Annotated in this window: 12 protein-coding genes; 4 read left to right on the top strand and 8 right to left on the bottom strand. The window is 60.8% G+C overall.

Features of this window, described 5'->3' with window-relative positions:
* The first annotated feature begins 202 nt into the window (after positions 1-202).
* Complete coding sequence (locus JO965_RS13300) at positions 203-4,855, top strand: S-layer family protein (protein ID WP_203439380.1); 4,653 nt, start codon at positions 203-205, stop codon at positions 4,853-4,855.
* Positions 4,856-4,918: 63 nt separating this feature from the next.
* Here JO965_RS13300 and JO965_RS13305 read toward each other — a convergent pair whose 3' ends face one another.
* The 3 genes from JO965_RS13305 to JO965_RS13315 all read right to left on the bottom strand — a co-directional run bounded on the left by JO965_RS13305 (position 4,919) and on the right by JO965_RS13315 (position 7,490).
* Positions 4,919-5,857 (bottom strand): PfkB family carbohydrate kinase, encoded by a 939-nt coding sequence (locus tag JO965_RS13305; protein WP_203439381.1) that lies wholly within the window; start codon positions 5,855-5,857, stop codon positions 4,919-4,921.
* A gap of 74 nt (positions 5,858-5,931) precedes the next feature.
* Positions 5,932-6,606, bottom strand: a complete 675-nt coding sequence (locus tag JO965_RS13310; RefSeq protein ID WP_203439382.1) for a GntR family transcriptional regulator — start codon at positions 6,604-6,606, stop codon at positions 5,932-5,934.
* Positions 6,603-7,490, bottom strand: coding sequence for a dihydrodipicolinate synthase family protein (locus tag JO965_RS13315; protein ID WP_203439383.1), 888 nt, complete (start codon positions 7,488-7,490; stop codon positions 6,603-6,605). Before JO965_RS13315 ends, JO965_RS13310 begins: the two co-directional genes overlap by 4 nt.
* 140 nt (positions 7,491-7,630) lie before the next feature.
* Here JO965_RS13315 and JO965_RS13320 point away from each other — a divergent pair, with 140 nt between their 5' ends.
* From JO965_RS13320 to JO965_RS13330, 3 genes are read left to right on the top strand one after another with little or no spacing between them, the layout of a single operon-like run.
* A complete protein-coding gene (locus tag JO965_RS13320) occupies positions 7,631-8,965 on the top strand; it encodes an ABC transporter substrate-binding protein (protein ID WP_203439384.1) in 1,335 nt (444 codons plus the stop codon).
* Between the two features lie 36 nt (positions 8,966-9,001).
* A complete protein-coding gene (locus JO965_RS13325; RefSeq protein WP_371826786.1) occupies positions 9,002-9,946 on the top strand; it encodes a carbohydrate ABC transporter permease in 945 nt (314 codons plus the stop codon).
* Positions 9,943-10,767, top strand: coding sequence for a carbohydrate ABC transporter permease (locus JO965_RS13330; protein ID WP_203439386.1), 825 nt, complete (start codon positions 9,943-9,945; stop codon positions 10,765-10,767). The genes JO965_RS13325 and JO965_RS13330 overlap by 4 nt, the downstream gene beginning before the upstream one ends.
* Before the next feature lie 93 nt (positions 10,768-10,860).
* Here JO965_RS13330 and JO965_RS13335 read toward each other — a convergent pair whose 3' ends face one another.
* The 5 genes from JO965_RS13335 to JO965_RS13355 are packed head-to-tail and all read right to left on the bottom strand — an operon-like array spanning position 10,861 to position 16,115.
* Positions 10,861-11,757 (bottom strand): carbohydrate kinase family protein, encoded by an 897-nt coding sequence (locus JO965_RS13335; RefSeq protein ID WP_203439387.1) that lies wholly within the window; start codon positions 11,755-11,757, stop codon positions 10,861-10,863.
* Positions 11,754-12,824, bottom strand: a complete 1,071-nt coding sequence (locus JO965_RS13340; RefSeq protein ID WP_203439388.1) for an ABC transporter ATP-binding protein — start codon at positions 12,822-12,824, stop codon at positions 11,754-11,756. Before JO965_RS13340 ends, JO965_RS13335 begins: the two co-directional genes overlap by 4 nt.
* Positions 12,824-14,332 (bottom strand): argininosuccinate lyase, encoded by a 1,509-nt coding sequence (gene argH / locus JO965_RS13345; RefSeq protein ID WP_203439389.1) that lies wholly within the window; start codon positions 14,330-14,332, stop codon positions 12,824-12,826. The genes JO965_RS13340 and argH overlap by 1 nt, the downstream gene beginning before the upstream one ends.
* Positions 14,333-14,337: 5 nt before the next feature.
* Positions 14,338-15,189: a carbohydrate ABC transporter permease gene (locus tag JO965_RS13350; protein WP_203439390.1), complete on the bottom strand. Its 852-nt coding sequence runs from the start codon at positions 15,187-15,189 to the stop codon at positions 14,338-14,340.
* Positions 15,189-16,115 (bottom strand): carbohydrate ABC transporter permease, encoded by a 927-nt coding sequence (locus tag JO965_RS13355; protein ID WP_203439391.1) that lies wholly within the window; start codon positions 16,113-16,115, stop codon positions 15,189-15,191. The genes JO965_RS13350 and JO965_RS13355 overlap by 1 nt, the downstream gene beginning before the upstream one ends.
* Between the last annotated feature and the right edge of the window lie 19 nt (positions 16,116-16,134).

Genomic DNA, 16,134 nt, shown 5'->3' on the forward strand with positions numbered 1-16,134 from the left:
TTGCCGTAGGGTAACATAGGTTAATAAAATAGAAATCCACAGTAAAACGACTCGACCTGTAGGCACCAATTCTTATTACTGCCCTCGCGACAGCAGTTTCAGGCGGGGACTGCCGAACACCTCAACGATAACGATCAATAGTGTCGCGTGACGGCACGGCCATCCAGGGCTCCAGACCTTGTGATCGGCCAGGGGGCATGACATGGCAGGTAGTCTCGAGGGAATCCAGGTTAAGATCACCCTGACTTTACAGGGATTTTTCGAAAGTGCGCCTCCATACGTGTTCACCTCAGTACTCGTCGGTCAGGGGGCTGAACTCGTTGTGCCGCTATCCGCAAGGATCCTGTCCGACACGGATGGAGACGGCGACATGGAGCCGGTTCAAGGGCCGAACGGCCTTTTGAGTGGCACCGTCACTATAGACATTTCCGGCAATCAGGTCTTCGCCCAGTTCCAAGGAACGGCTCAAGCGGCCGGATTCAACATCACCATCGAAGGCTTGGCGCCAGCAGGCGTGGCTCCGGGGACGATTGCCCAGCAAGGTTCGATGAGTGGCGTCAACACGGTTTACGCCCCGACCTATGATGCTGAGACCAAGACTTTGGATCTGGACTGGTACTTCCTAGGGTTCCAGCCCGGAACGAATGTCAATCAGACGGTCTTCTATGACAATCTTCTGGAAGATGCCCCGGACGCGGTCAATGATGCGTTCAATGCCACGGCGGGTGTGCTGCTGACGGGCAAGAACGTTCTCGCGAACGACACGGACCTCGACAATGGCGGTCCGCTTGGTGTCGTCGATTTGCAGACGATTACTGCGATCAATGGATCCGCGGCCGGTGTCGGTCAATGGGTCAATCTGGCTGGTGGCGGGCGCGCTCTGCTGAATGCGGATGGCACCTTGCAGTTCTCCGATGACGGCGACTTTGCCGACCTGAGGGCAGGACAGACACGCACCACGTCCTTCGTATATACGGTAGCGGACTCGACCGGACGGTCCGATACTGCCACTGCGACCTTCACCGTCGAGGGCGTCAATGATGCGCCGACGGCCACCAATCTGACCCAATCCAAAAACGGTGCGGAAGATGGTGGAGCGATTTCTCTCGACAACATCGTCGTGACGGATGTCGACAGCGGCGAGACCATCACCGCGACGCTCACCCTGAGCAACCCAGTCGCCGGCAGCCTATCCACCGGCACGTTCGGGGCCGCGACCGCGACCTACAACGCCGTAACCGGCGTGTGGACCGTTGTCGGGTCCGTGAATGACGTCAACGCCGCGCTCGCCGCCGTCGCCTTCACGCCTGCGCCGAACTGGGCTCAGGACGTCACGATCACGACCCAGATCCAGGATGCCGCTGGGACCGGTCCGGCCGATGGCACGATCACCCTCGACGTCACCCCGGTCAACGACGCGCCGAGCGCCACCAATCTGGCCGAGATCGTGAGCTATACGGAGGATTCCGGCGCCAGCATCGCGCTGGCCGATATCGTGGTCAGCGACGCTGACACGGGCGAGACCATTACCGCGACGCTCACCCTGAGCCTTCCGTCCGCCGGCAGCCTGTCGATCGGGACCTTCGGCTCGGCCACGTCGACCTACGATGCTGCAACGGGTGTCTGGACGGTGACCGGATCGGTTGCCGACGTCAATGCCGCGCTCGCCGCCGTCGCCTTCACGCCTGTGGCCAACTGGGCTGAGGACGTCACGATCATGACGCGGATCCGGGATGCCGCTGGGACCGGTCCGGCCGATGGCACGATCACCCTCGACGTCGTCCCCGTCAACGACGCCTCGAGCGCCACCAATCTGGTCCAGACCGTGAGCTACACGGAGGATTCCGGCGCCAGCATCGCGCTGAACGACATCGTGGTCGGCGATGTCGACACCGGCGAGACCGTCACCGCAGTCCTGAGCCTGAGCAACCCGGCCGCAGGTGGGTTGTCGACCGGAACCTTCGGCGCGGCCACGTCGATCTACAACGCCGTGACGGGTGTCTGGACCGTCACCGGATCGGTTACAGATGTCAACGCGGCCTTGGCCGCCGTGGCCTTCACGCCTGCAGCTAAGTGGGACCAGGATGTGACGATCACGACTCAGGTCCGCGATGCTGCTGGAGCTGGGCCTGCCAACGGCATCATTACGGTCACCGTTACTCCGGTTAACGATGCGCCGACCGCCACCAATCTGATCCGGACCGTAAGCTACACGGAGGATTCCGGCGCCAGCATCGCGCTGAACGACATCGTGGTCGGCGATGTCGACACCGGTGAGACCGTCACCGCGACGCTCACCCTGAGCCACTCAGCCGCCGGCAGCCTGTCGGTAGGCACGTTCGGAGCTGCGACCGCGACCTACAACGCCGTGACGGGTGTCTGGACCGTCACCGGATCGGTCGCCGATGTCAACGCGGCGCTTGCCGCCGTGGCCTTCTCGCCGGCGGCCAACTGGAGCCAGGACGTCACGATCACGACCCAGATCCGCGATGCGGCTGGAACCGGCCCGGCGGACGGCGTCATCACCCTTGACGTGATCCCGGTCAACGACGCGCCGACATCCGCCGACAGTGCCGTGACCCTGCTCGAGGACACGTCGTACACGTTCAAGGCCGGGGATTTCACCTTCGCCGATCCGAGCGACGCTCCTCCGTCCAATGCGTTCATGTCCATCGTGATCGAGACCCTGCCGGCGCGCGGCACCTTGACGCTCGATGGTGCCATGGTCACGGCGGGAAGCGAAATCGACTTTGACGATATCGGCAAGCTGGTGTTCACGCCCGGTGCCAATGAAAACGGGGCGGGATCCCAGTACAGCGGCTTCACGTTCCGGGTGAAGGACGATGGTGGCGCGGCGAACGGGGGCAGCAACACATCCATTCCCTACGCGATGCGTATCGACGTGACTGCGGTGAACGACGCAGCAGTCATCGGCGGCGATCTCGGAGGATCAGTCAAGGAGGACGCCGTCACGACTGCCTCCGGCGTGCTGACGGTGGCCGATATAGATGTCGGCGAGGATGCGTTCCTTCCCATGGCTGACGTGCAGGGCACCTATGGTACCTTCTCTTTCGATCATCTGACGGGTGCGTGGACTTACGAACTCGACAACGCCCTCAGCGCAGTCCAGGCTCTGCGGGAGGGCGAGGTAAAGCACGACACCTTCACCGTGAAATCATCGGACGGAACCGAAAGAATCGTTACCATCACGGTCAACGGCACTCAGGATGCCGATGTGATCGACGGCGTGGACGTAGTGCGGACAGAGGTTGACAACGGCGATGGCACGTTCTCGCAGGTCATCACGATCCCTGTCGTAACCGGTGGTCGAGGCGAGACGGACGGTGACGGACAGTACGCCGACATCCCGCTCGTGAATGTCGGCGGGCGCAACCTGCTGACCGCTCAGCTCGGCGTCGGTATTGGCCTGACCGTCACCGGGCTTTCCGCTCCGAAGACGGCTGGCTCATCGCTCGATGATCTGATTCGCGAGATTCAGTCCCACACGGCCGCGGGATCGACCGACCAAACATCCCTGACCGGCGGCGGATCGGGCTTTCTCGCGAGCCTTCCGACCGACAGACCGCTTCTTGTGCAGAGCATCGTCGCAAATCAGAGTGGCGCCACTTCCGGCGTGCCCCTCGTCATCAGCGGCAGCAAAGATCCAGATGCCCCAGCGACTGCGCTTGTGATTGACGCCCGTGGCCTCGCCGCAGGAACTGTCATAGAGCTTCAGGATATCGCCTTCGCGACGGTCATCGGCAGCGTGCAAGTCACCGGCGGCGCTGGTTCGCAGGTGGTTTACGGCGACGGCTCAAGCCAGTCTATCGTGCTTGGAGCGGATGACGATACACTTCATGGTGGAGCAGGCGACGACTATGTCGGCTCGCTTAGTGGCAATGACTGGCTCTACGGCGACGATGGCAACGACACCGTTTCCGGCGGTGTCGGTAACGACTTCCTCTTCGGCGGTGCCGGTATCGATCGACTTGAAGGCGGCGACGGCCATGATCGGATCGATGGCGGAACTGGCACCGATGTGATGATCGGTGGCCGGGGGAACGATACCTATATCGTCGACAATGCAGGCGATCGAATCGCGGAAGTTGCCAAAGCCGGCACCGACACTGTGCTCGCATCGGTGAATCACCGCCTGGCTGTCAATGTTGAGAACCTCACGCTCTCGGATGGTGCCCTCTTCGGCTATGGCAACGGCCTGAACAACGTCCTCCGCAGCACAGACCAGGGCAGTCGCCTCTATGGCCAGGGCGGCAATGACACCCTCTACGGCGGCAAGGGCGATGATCGCCTCCATGGTTCATCCGGAAACGATAGGGTCTATGGGCGGGACGGTCACGATTATCTGACTGGCTCTTCCGGCAGGGATCGCCTTGACGGTGGTGCCGGAAACGACTCCCTATCCGGCGGTTCGGGTAACGATACCCTGATCGGAGGCGATGGCCGGGACAGCATCTTCGGAGGCTTCGGCGACGATGTGATCTATGGCGGACTCGGAGCAGACGTGCTCGAGGACAACTATGGGCGCGACACGTTCGTGTTCAACACACGGCTCGGCAAGGGCGAGATAGACACGATCAAGAACTTTAATGTCGGTCCGGACACTATCCGGCTTGAGAACGCGATCTTCACGAAGGTTGGTGGTCGCGGCTGGCTGGACGCGGATGCCTTCCACATCGGTTCCAGAGCCTCCGATAAGGATGACCGCATCATCTATGATAGTAAGAAGGGCATTCTCTACTACGATAGCGACGGCTCCGGGTCGAAGGCGCAAATCGCCTTTGCTAAGTTGTCGAAGAATCTGAAGATGACGGAGAAAGATTTCTACATCATCTGAGCCGGTTCCAATGGCGATCCCCTTTCTGAACATGGAAAGGGGATCGATTGGCCGTTTGAACTCTCAGTTCCCGATATTATCCGGAAGGAGCCCGCGGCTGCGTTCCAACAAGTCCGGGAGCCGAGGTGAGCCGAGGCGGCCCCCGAAATGTTCACACTTCATGGCGGCCGCGACGTTGGCCATCTGAATGGTCCGTGACAGGCCCCAGCCGTTGACGAGACCATAGACGTAGGTGCCGTGCCAGACGTCGCCAGCGTTCAAGGTGTCTACAGCACGAATGGGGACCGACGGGAATTCATACAGTGCGCTTGCTGCACTTCCCCTCTGCGATATCAATGCGCCTGCCGCGCCGAGAGTCACTCCGACCACGTTTGCTTCGAGGCGCGCTGCGACCTCCATCAACGCCTCTCGGGGCGAGGTGCTTGGAGCCAGGGAGACCAGGGCAGGTTCCGAAAACAGAACGTGGTCTGCAAGAGCGATCATCTCGCGAAGCAATTCGGGAGGTGCAACGTCGGCGTCGAGGATGGTTGGAACACCGTGACGACGTGCCTCCGTCAGCACAGCCTTTGCACCTTCAAGCCACCGCATGTCGACGAGAACGGCAGCGGCATTCGCGACTTCGTGAAGCGGGAGCCAACTCGGATCGGAATCGAGTGACGGATCGGTGTACGGCACCACCAGCCTTTCACCAGCGCTGTCGACGAGAATGGTCGAGAAGGCGGTACGGGCATCCGGGATCCTACGGATCCGGTCGATGCGCACACTCTCACGGGACAGGTCGCGTAGAAAACTGTCGCCGGTTGAATCGTTGCCAACGCGTGCCCAGAGTTCGACATTGGCCCCGAGGCGAGCGATGGTAGCTGCCGCGGCTGTCGCCATCCCGGAGGCTGCCTGGACGGCCTTTTCCGGCAGCACCTTGGCGCCATGTCCCGGAATCCGGTCAATCTTGAAGATGGTGTCCCAGAAAGCGCACCCGAGGCAGATCACCGGCTTCTGGTTCATCGCTTTCATCAATATCGATTCTCACCCTGGGTCAGATCGCACCGCCGATCGGCACATTGGAGGAGGGAAGGTGGCTATTCAAGCCTGAGCGCCCGCGCACGAGCGTTCATGATGTGCGCAATTGCAGCGTCCACGGCAGCCGGGGTATCCCGCCGCTTCATGGCCGCGATGATGGCGAGGTGTTCTCGCATGACCGGGATCACGAGATCCTCGTCGAGGCTCGTCTCGTTCTGGCGAATGAGGCGGACCTTGATCCAGTTCACGCGGTAGGCTTTCGAGATGATATCATTGTTGAGGTCGTCAATGATCTTTTCGTGGAACTCCCGGTCCACCTGCTGAGCCTCCGCGACGAGTCCTTCCGTCAGCCCGTTCTGAGCGGAAGCGACAATGGATTGATGCGCAGCTTCAATCCGCTCGATTGCGGCATCGCTGGCTGCCTGGCTGAATGACGCGATTGCTTCGCGCTCGAGGATAAGCCGAAACTGAAATGCGTTTCGGATCAACGTGATGTCGAGGGGCAGGATCTGCAATCCGCGCTGCGGGACGGTGACGATCAACCCCTCCGCCTCCAATCGCGGGATCAACTCACGGATTGCGCCAAGAGGTTGTCCTGTGAGGGCGACCAATTCCCGCTGGGTCACGAACTGACCGGGTTTGATCTCACTTCGCAATAACTGTTCGGTGAAGGCGTCATAGGCCCGCTCACGCAGCTTGAGCTCCGAGCGGGGCGCGTGGCGGGCCATGTTCATGCAACAGCCTTAATGACTTTTCCGAATGGCTCGAGCAGTGAGACGGCTCGTGCCGCGGCTTGTTCGTCCAGTGTCGGAAGCGGTGGCCTTGCAACCGCCCAAACAGGGTCTCTGCGCACATGAGCCACGAGCGCTTTCACCATGGGAATGATCGGGTGACGGCAAATCTCCTGGACCAATTCGACGACGCGCGGGTCGTCCCGGCCACTCTCCGCAAGGGCAATCACGGCTTCCGGCAGAATATTCGCGACTCCGCAGATGGATCCGGCGGCACCTGCGGCACACGCCCGACCAAGATAGGTTTCATCGCCGACCAGGATATCGAGATCGGGGAAGGCCTTGATCAGGGCGAATGTCGCGTCGGGATCACAGGCGCTATCTTTGACGCCTCTAATAGCACCCGGATAGCGATCCTTCAGGCGCGATATGACCGTGTGTGACAGGGGCACGCCGGTCATGGCGGGGATATGATAGAGAATGACATCGCGAAGATCGCTCCCAACGGAATCGAACACGGCGGAATACCAGCCGAACACGGCTTCGTCCGGAGCTGGGCGGAAGTAGAAGGGCGGCGCGAGCAGGACGGCATGGACACCGCGGCGCAACGCTTGGCTCGTGCTGATAGAAGCCTCCTCAGGCGAACAGGCGATCACGCCTTCCACCAGTTTTTCCGCCGGGATGCCAAGATTGACGATTTCGGCCGCGACACGCTCGCGCTCGGCTGCGCCGACGGAGGGACCTTCACCGGTCGTCCCGAACAGCGTCGCCGTCCGACACCCGCGAGCGAGGCAGTCTTTGGCGTGTATGACCAGACGTTGAACGTCGACCTTTCCATCCAGAAAGGGGGTGACAAGGGCGGGACTGATGCCAAAGCTGAGCGACAAGAGAGCCTCCGGTAACAGCTTCGGCGCCGGGCCGAGCAAGTGCTGTGTTGACACTAACATGTTACATGGTGCTTAATCGGTTGCAAGCTCTGAAAAGAGTCCGAAAGGACCGTTACATTACATCACGGAGGAAATGGGCAATGGCTGCAACAGTCGGATCGGTTACGCGTCGTACATTTCTCGCAAGCACAGCGGCGGCTGCCGCATATGGCCTCGGCGGCACAATGCCTGCCTTTGCGGATGTGAACTGGAAGAAATACGCCGGCACGAAGATCGGAGTGAATCTCGTCAAGAGCCCGCGCGGTGAGGTTCTTCAAAAGTACGAGAAGGAATTTACCGACCTGACTGGCATTGAGGTCTCATCCGAGCAGACGCCGGAGCAGCAGCAACGGCAGAAAGCAGTCATCGAGCTGAACTCAGGTAGCCCGAGCTTCGATGTGGTTCATATCAGCTATCACGTTCAGAAGCGCCAGTTCGAGAAGGCCAATTGGCTGGCCGATCTCAGCGCGTTCATGAAGAACCCGGAACTCACGGAAGCGAGCCTGACCGAAAGCGACTTCTCGCAGGCTGGCCTGCTCTATGCAAAGAATCCGCAGGGACAGATGTTGTCGCTGCCGTTCTCGGTCGATTACTGGATGGTCTACTGGAACAAGGACCTCTTTGCGAAGAAGGGCCTTTCCTATCCGCAGACCTTCGAGGAGATGGTGAAGGTCGCGGAGGCGCTGACGGATTCGAAGGAGGGGACTTACGGCTTCGTCGCACGCGGTCTGAAGAACGCTAATGTTCCCGTCTGGACGAGCTTCCTGCTCGGCTACGGCATCGACCCTGTCGACGCCAACGGCAATCTGATGACGGATTCACCCGAGGCGATCGAGGCTGCAAAACTCTATCAGCGATTGCTCACCAAGTCTGCACCGACGGGTGTCGCCGGCTTCAACTGGTCGGAATGCCAATCCGCCTTCTTGCAGGGCAAGATCGGCATGTGGCTCGATGGCGTCGGCTTTGCGCCTCCGCTGGAAGATCCGGAAAAGTCGAGGGTCGTCGGCAAGGTTGGCTACGGCGTCATGCCGCGCGGACCGAAGGCTCAGGCCTCCGCAACCTTCGGCGACGGGATCGGCGTCACCGCCGCCAGCAAGAACAAGGAAGCCGCCTATCTCTATTGCCAATGGGCGGTTTCGAAACTGATGGGCGCACGTCTGCTGCAGGCAGGCGGCGGCGTTCCGTTCCGCCAGTCGATCCTCAGCGATGCAGAAACCCGTAAGGGCGTGAAGATGCCGCCGGCCTGGATCGACGCGGTGGTGGACTCGGGCAAGATCAGCAAGCTCGGCCTTCCCGTCATCCAGCCGGTGACGGAGTTCCGCGATATCATCGGCATCGGCCTGACGAACCTTCTGGGAGGAGGGGACCCGGCCGCCGAGATGAAGAAGGCGACGGAACAGTTCAGGCCTATCCTCGAGCGCAGCGAGAAGGCTTGATGCGGTTCGCACGGGAGAAGATCAGCATGGTGGAGCATGTCCATGGCCACCATCGCTGAACACCAGGTCGCCCCGCTGACAAAGGCAGCGTCCGCTACGGACGCTCGCCCGAAAAGCATCTACTGGCCCTTCGTCGTTCCCGCCGTGGCCGTGGTGGGATCGGTGATCGTTTTCCCGTGGGCCTTTACGATATGGATGAGCCTGCAGGAATGGACGGTCGGTGGAGCCCGGCGCTTCACCGGCTTGTCCAACTACATGCGTCTTGTGTCGGATGAGCGCTTCCTGACCTCCGTCGGCCATACGCTCGTCTACACGTTCCTGGCCGTGATCCTGCCGCTGATCTTCGGTACTCTGGCGGCCCTCATCTTCAATTCTCGCCTGCCGTTCCGAGGCATCCTGCGCGGCGTGTTCGTCATGCCGATGATGGCCACGCCCGTCGCGATCGCCCTGGTTTGGACAATGATGTTCCATCCACAACTGGGGGTGCTGAACTATCTCCTGTCTCTGGTCGGTATCGGCCCGCAGGCCTGGGTCTTCAATCCCTCGACGGTGATCCCGTCGCTGGTTCTGGTCGAAACATGGCAGTGGACGCCGCTTGTCATGCTGATCGTCCTGGGTGGACTCGCGGCCATTCCGACGGAGCCTTACGAAAGCGCCGCCATCGACGGAGCAACCATCCTGCAGCGGTTTCGCTACATCACGCTGCCGATGATCGCACCGTTCCTGATGGTTGCTGTGATCATCAGAACCATCGATGCCCTGAAGAGCTTCGATATCATCTACGCCATCACCCAGGGCGGTCCGGGCACCGCATCGGAAACGATCAATCTCTATCTCTACAGCGTCGCCTTCGCCTATTACGACGTGGGCTACGGATCGGCGATCGCGGTCGTGTTCTTTGCCATCGTCATCGTCCTGTCCCTTCTCATGCTCCATCTTCGCCAGCGCACGAAGTGGACCGATCTTCAGGGTGGTGCATGAACCTCCGGAAAGCCGCTAATTCGCTCGGCATGCTGTTCGTCGGCCTCGTGCTGGTCTCGCCGGCCGTGCTGTTCTTCCTTTGGATGATTTCGCTCTCGCTGAAGTTCGAGGTCGACAATGCCGCCTATCCGCCGATCCTGATCCCTGAAAGATTTGCCTGGAAGAATTATACGGGCGTGTTCGAAACGAACCGCTTCGGCCTCTTCTTCATCAACAGCCTGATCGTGACCGGTGCCGCGACCGGGCTCGCCCTCCTCATCGGCGTTCCAGCCGGCTACGGGATCGCTCGCATGAAGGCGACCAAGGCGGCCGTGGTCGTTCTCATCGCGCGCATGACCCCTGGACTGTCCTATCTGATTCCGCTCTTTCTGCTCTTTCAGTGGCTGGGTCTGATGGGCACGCTCGTGCCGCAGATCATCGCTCACCTCGTGATCACGGTCCCGATCGTCATCTGGATCATGATCGGCTATTTCGAGACAACTCCTCTCGAGCTCGAAGAGGCTGCTGTCATCGATGGGGCCAACCGGTGGGATGTTTTTCGCCACATTGCACTGCCGATTGCGAAGCCAGGCATCACAGTCGCTTTCATCCTCGCGGTGATTTTCTCCTGGAACAACTTCGTCTTCGGCGTGGTGCTGGCAGGCCGGGAAACCAGAACCCTGCCGGTCGCAGTCTACAACATGCTCTCTTTCGAGCAGCTAAGCTGGGGGCCTTTGGCCGCTGCGGCACTGATCGTCACCTTGCCGGTCCTCATTCTGACCATCATTGCACAGCGGCAGATCGTGGCGGGCCTTACAGCCGGCGCCGTGAAGGGTGGATGATAAGGAGCCTGAGTGGCAGGCTCCCTGCGCAAGATCAGTGCTTTCGATTACCTCAATGTAGGCGAATCAAGAGCCGTGTCCGAGGGGCTCTTCTTACAACTGTCGTGGTGGGACTCCGCCCGCTGACTGAACGGAGAGGGCGCCTGCCTTGATGCCGGCCGCCAGACTCTTCCTGAGATCGAAGGTTCCGAGCCAGGAATGTAGGAAGCCTGCATTGAAGGCGTCGCCCGCACCGGTGGTATCAACCACTTTGACGGGGAGTGCTTCTGCCGAAACGCAGGTCGACGCGTGGGATGCCATAGCGCCATACTCGCCGCGCTTCAGCACCACTAGGGGAAAATGCTGCTGCAGAACGCGCAGGATGGCCTTGACCGATGTTTCGCCGGTCAGCGCCTCTCCCTCTTCGACATTCGGGAGGAAGACGTCAATTCCTGCACACGCCTCAAAGAAGCCGGCATCCTGACGGATCAGTTGATCGTCCCAGCTCGGATCGAGCGAGACCGTCAGACCCCTATCCTTCGCCATCGCGATTACATCGGGATTGTCCTTGAGAGTGGCAAATTCCGCGATGTGCAGATGCGCGATCTCAGGTGCCGAGAGGGCCTTCTCGAGCGAGGCCGGACGGGACGTGCCGGCGCGGCGGGACACGAAGGCCCGTTCGCCATCCTTCACCAGAGCAACGGTTGGCTGAGGCCCGGCATCGTGGAACCGCTCGACGAAAGCAAGATCAATCCCGCTGCCTTCAAGCTCCGGGTTGAGACTCTGTGAGAGAGGATCGGTTCCAAGGCGTGTGAGCAGCGCTGAAGGACGGCTAAGAGATGCAAGATGCGCCGCGGTAATATAGGCGCCACCGCCTGCGACGATCGTTACGTCCTCAGCAAAGCGCTCGCGACCAAGTGCCGGCATGTCGCGCAGACCTGTGAAGATAATGTCGCAATAGATCCGACCAAGGCACAGAACCTTGTTCCGCTCATGAGTCGTCCCGATCATTGGGCAGACAATGCCTTCTCTGTCGCCTTGTCGAAGTAATAGAGCCTCTCAGGTGGGGCGTGCAGGGTCAGCTGCTCGCCGATTTTCGGAATCTGCCGTCCGGGCGCCGAGCCGATGATGGTCTGGTTGCCGCTTTCGATGTGTACGAGGGTCTCGGAGCCAAGCGTTTCCACGACGACCACGGCACCCGACACGGCCAGGCCCGGCGTTCCAAAAGATGCCGGTACGAGGTCCTGCGGACGAATGCCGACCAGGATCTCGGCGGTCGATGGCGACAAGGATGGAACTTTGACGGAACCGCCGATCGACAGATTGGCCTGTTTCTCCTTCAATAAAGCGGGAAGCAGATTCATTGTCGGGCTGCCGATGAAACGCGCGGTGAAGACGTCGACAGGCTTCTCGTAGAGCTCCAGCGGCGAGCCGACCTGCAGGATTCGGCCGTCGCGCATCACGACGATCCGGTCGGCCATGGTCATGGCTTCGACCTGATCGTGAGTCACGAACACGGATGTGGTGCCGAGCCGATGGTGCAGCCGCTTGATCTCGATGCGCATCTGGGTGCGCAGTTGAGCATCGAGATTGGAAAGAGGCTCGTCGAACAGGAACGCCGCGGGATCTCGGACCATTGCGCGTCCGATGGCGACGCGCTGACGCTGGCCGCCCGACAGGGCCGAGGGACGGCGCTCCAGGAGATGCGACAGACCGAGGGTCTGTGCAACCTGTTCCACTCGCGCGCGCTTCTCGCTTTTCGAGAGCTTCGAGCGGTAGAGACCGAAGGCGATGTTCTCGGCCACGCTCATGTGCGGATAGATGGCGTAGTTCTGGAACACCATGGCGATGTTCCGGTCCTTGGGCTGGAGGTCGTTAACGACGCGTCCGTCGATCCTGATCTCGCCGCCGCTGATCTCCTCGAGACCGGCGATCATCCTAAGCGTCGTGGACTTGCCGCATCCCGAGGGGCCGACCAGAACGACGAACTCGCCGTCCTGGATCGCGAGGTCGATCCCATGGACGACCGCCGTCTGCCCATATCTCTTGACGAGGCGATCGATTTCGATGGTCGCCATTAGCGGTCTCCGAGCAGTGCGTTGAAACGGGATTGAAGATCCTGGGCGGATGCCTCGGTGCGGCTCTTCGCGTTCTGCATCCGGGTGCGGAAGCCCGCGATTTCCTGACTGTAACCGGTAATTGCCTGGGACAGTGCCTTTGGCGCTGGTCCGCCGAACCGGTCGCGGACGGCAACGAAGTTTTCGGCTGAGACGATCTCGGCGAACTGGGCGGGGGCGATGCTCGTGCCGCGACCCGTACAGCGGTTGAAGGCCTCCTTAAACGCCTCGAACCCATCGCTGGCGATGTTGCCGCCGATCGCAACGATGGCGCGCGCGACCTCTGCTGCGATCTCGTGCGCTTCGCGGAACGACAATCCCTCCAGGCGCACGAGGCTGTCGGCGAGTTCCGTCACGGTGATGCAGCTGCGACGGATGTTCTGACGGACCCTGTCGGCATCGACCCGCAGCGATGGCACCAGCGATGCTAGCAGATCGAGGACACGGCCGCCGCTCTCGAAGGCGCCATAGCCGAAGCCCTGGCTCTCGCCTTCGCTGTCGTTCATGTCGGTGAAGGGCGTGTTGTGCATGATCGTGAGCATCGCCTGCGCTCGGCCGACAGTCTGCGAGGCGAGGTGGCGCATATGCTCGATCGGAACGGGATTGCGCTTCTGCGGCATGATCGAGGAGATCTGCACGAAGGCATTGGGAACATAGATCTGCCCGACCTCGAAGCTCGTCCAGAACTGTAGATCCTGGATGAAGCGGCCGAGATGCAGGAAGATCAGCTCGATGGCCGAATAGGTCGACGTGATGTAGTCGATGGATGCGATGCAGCCATAGGAATTCTGCAACGGCCGACTGAAGCCGAGCAGATGCGCCATCAGCTCGCGATCGATGGGAAAGCCGCTCGTGGTGATGGCGGCGGCCCCCATCGGGCTCCGGTCGACGATGTCGCGCGCCGCCTCCAGGCGGGCGATGTCACGCAGCAGGGTCTCGAGAACGGCGGAGAGATAATGACCCAGAACGGTCGGCTGTGCCGGCTGGCCATGCGTATAGGCGACGATCAGCGTCTTGCTTTCGCGTTCCGCCACGGAGGCAAGGGTCTCGACCAGACGCACCAGACGCTCCAGCAACGGATCGATCCGATCTTTAAGACCGAGCTTGAACAGGGTGTGGTCAATGTCGTTGCGCGAGCGCGCGGTATGCAGGCGTCCGGCGAGGTCCGGTCCGAGGCGGGTGCGAAGCTGCTTTTCGATGAGGAAGAAGAAGTCCTCGACCTCACCGGTATAGGTCAGGGTGCTGACATCGACCTCGCGGTCGATGGCCTCTAATGCCTGAGCGATGGGACGAGCCTGCTCGATGGTCAGGATCCCGGTCTCGTGGAGCATGACGAGATGCGCCCTGTCGATGAGGCGGAAGCCCTCGACGTGATGATTCTTGGCGCCGTCGAACAGTGGGCGCAGCACGGTCTCCTTGTAGACCGGATCCGGGAATTTGGATGTGTCGTTGAAGGGGCCTGCATTCATCGGCTTCAGCCTTTAAGTCCGGCCAGCATTACGCCTCGGACGATGTAGCGTTGGAGGAACAGAAAGATGAGGAGGGTGGGAAGGGTGGCGATACTCGCGCCTGTCATGATCTTTTCCCACTGGATGGACTGCTCGACCGCGAAGCTGGAGAGCCCAACCGGCAACGTGTAGAGCTCTGCGCTCGTCGTCACGATGAGCGGCCAGAAGAAGGCCGTCCAATTGCCGAGAAACGTGAAGATTGCCAGCGCCGACAAGGCAGGGGTCACGAGCGGCATGGCGATCTTCCACCAGATGGTGAACTCGTTCAGGCCGTCGATCCGCGCCGCCTCCAGGAAGTCGTCCGGCACGCCCTCGAAGAACTGCTTCATCAGGAAGGTGCCGAAAGCCGTCATCATGCCCGGGAACATGATGCCCCAGTAGCTGTCGAGCCATCCGAACTGGCTCGCCATGAGATACCAGGGCAGCACCAGCATCTCGGTCGGGATCATCAGCGTGGACAGGATGGCGATGAAAACGATGTACCGGCCGCGAAACTTGAACTTTGCCAGCGTATAGCCGACGAGGCTGTCGAAGAAGACGTTCGAGAGGGTGACGATCACCGCCACGATCATCGAATTAATGAACCAGCGCGTGAAGCGGCCGTCGCCCAGGATCTCGATATAGTTGTCGAGGGTCGGCACCGCCGGAATGACGCGCAAATCGTAGACCTGCGAAGCATCTTTAAGAGATGTCGACAGCATGAAGAGGAGGGGCGTCACCATGACGCCGCCGCCGATGAACAGGAGTGTCCAGGCGATGATCCTGCCGGGCCGGATCCGCGCCATGGGTAGAGCCTGAGAAGAGGTAGCGTCTTTCATCAGCGGTCTCTCATGAGGCGCAGTTGGACGAGGGAGATCGCGAGCAGGATCAGGAACAGCACCACGGTCTGGGCGGCCGCATATCCCATCTCGTAGGAGCTGAAGGCCGTCTGATAGATCATCAGCACGAGCGGCTTGGTCGAATTCAACGGACCGCCGGGATCGTTCGTGTTGATGTTGTAGACCTGATCGAAGATGCGCAGGAAGCCGATCGACGAGAAGACGACCAGGAAGACGAGGGTTGGCTTGAGCAGCGGAATGGTGATCTTGCGCAGGATCGCACCTTCCGACAGGCCGTCGATCCGCGCGGCTTCGTAATAGGTCACCGGAATGGCGCGCAATCCGGCGAGGAAGATGATGATCTGGAAGCCGAGGCCCGCCCACACGGCCGGAGCGAGAACGGCCGGCAGCGCCTGAGTGGTCGAGCGCAGGAACGGCTGCTGCGGAATGCCGAAGCCAGCGAGGATGTCATTGATCACGCCGATGGGCACGGGCTGGTAGAACCAGCGCCACACCCATGCCATCGCGGCTGCCGTCGTCAGAAACGGCAGGAAGTACAGTGCGCGAATGAACGAGTGCATGAACCGCACCCGGTCGAGATAATAGGCCACGACGAACGAGATCAGTAGGCTGATCGGCGTGCCGAGGATCAGGTACAGGAAGGTGTTGCGGAACACCTGCCAGAAGAGGGGATCCGCAAACAGCCTCGTGTAGTTCTCCAGACCAACGAAGGAGGCGGGCTTCGTGATGGTCCAGTCGGTGACCGACAGGTAGAAGGCCTGGAAGGTGGGCCAGAAGCGGATCACCACATAGAAGATCAGCGGAATCGCGAGGAAGCCCCACGCCCATATCACCTGTTTCTGGCCGAGGCTCATCCTCGACCAGAGGCCGCCGGAGGCGGCCTCTCGATGTGCGACAACGGACATTGGTTCGATCCTCGCGGGC

It is taken from the genome of Microvirga sp. VF16 (genome assembly GCF_016864375.1).
Taxonomy (GTDB): domain Bacteria; phylum Pseudomonadota; class Alphaproteobacteria; order Rhizobiales; family Beijerinckiaceae; genus Microvirga.

Excerpts from the sequence above, each read along its gene's own strand:
- JO965_RS13335 (WP_203439387.1), bottom strand. The coding sequence starts at position 11,757 with ATGATCGGGACGACTCATGAGCGGAACAAGGTTCTGTGCCTTGGTCGG.
- JO965_RS13305 (WP_203439381.1), bottom strand. The coding sequence starts at position 5,857 with ATGAACCAGAAGCCGGTGATCTGCCTCGGGTGCGCTTTCTGGGACACC.
- JO965_RS13330 (WP_203439386.1), top strand. The coding sequence starts at position 9,943 with ATGAACCTCCGGAAAGCCGCTAATTCGCTCGGCATGCTGTTCGTCGGC.
- argH (WP_203439389.1), bottom strand. The coding sequence starts at position 14,332 with ATGAATGCAGGCCCCTTCAACGACACATCCAAATTCCCGGATCCGGTC.
- JO965_RS13310 (WP_203439382.1), bottom strand. The coding sequence starts at position 6,606 with ATGAACATGGCCCGCCACGCGCCCCGCTCGGAGCTCAAGCTGCGTGAG.
- JO965_RS13350 (WP_203439390.1), bottom strand. The coding sequence starts at position 15,189 with ATGAAAGACGCTACCTCTTCTCAGGCTCTACCCATGGCGCGGATCCGG.
- JO965_RS13340 (WP_203439388.1), bottom strand. The coding sequence starts at position 12,824 with ATGGCGACCATCGAAATCGATCGCCTCGTCAAGAGATATGGGCAGACG.
- JO965_RS13320 (WP_203439384.1), top strand. The coding sequence starts at position 7,631 with ATGGCTGCAACAGTCGGATCGGTTACGCGTCGTACATTTCTCGCAAGC.
- JO965_RS13325 (WP_371826786.1), top strand. The coding sequence starts at position 9,002 with ATGTCCATGGCCACCATCGCTGAACACCAGGTCGCCCCGCTGACAAAG.
- JO965_RS13355 (WP_203439391.1), bottom strand. The coding sequence starts at position 16,115 with ATGTCCGTTGTCGCACATCGAGAGGCCGCCTCCGGCGGCCTCTGGTCG.
- JO965_RS13300 (WP_203439380.1), top strand. The coding sequence starts at position 203 with ATGGCAGGTAGTCTCGAGGGAATCCAGGTTAAGATCACCCTGACTTTA.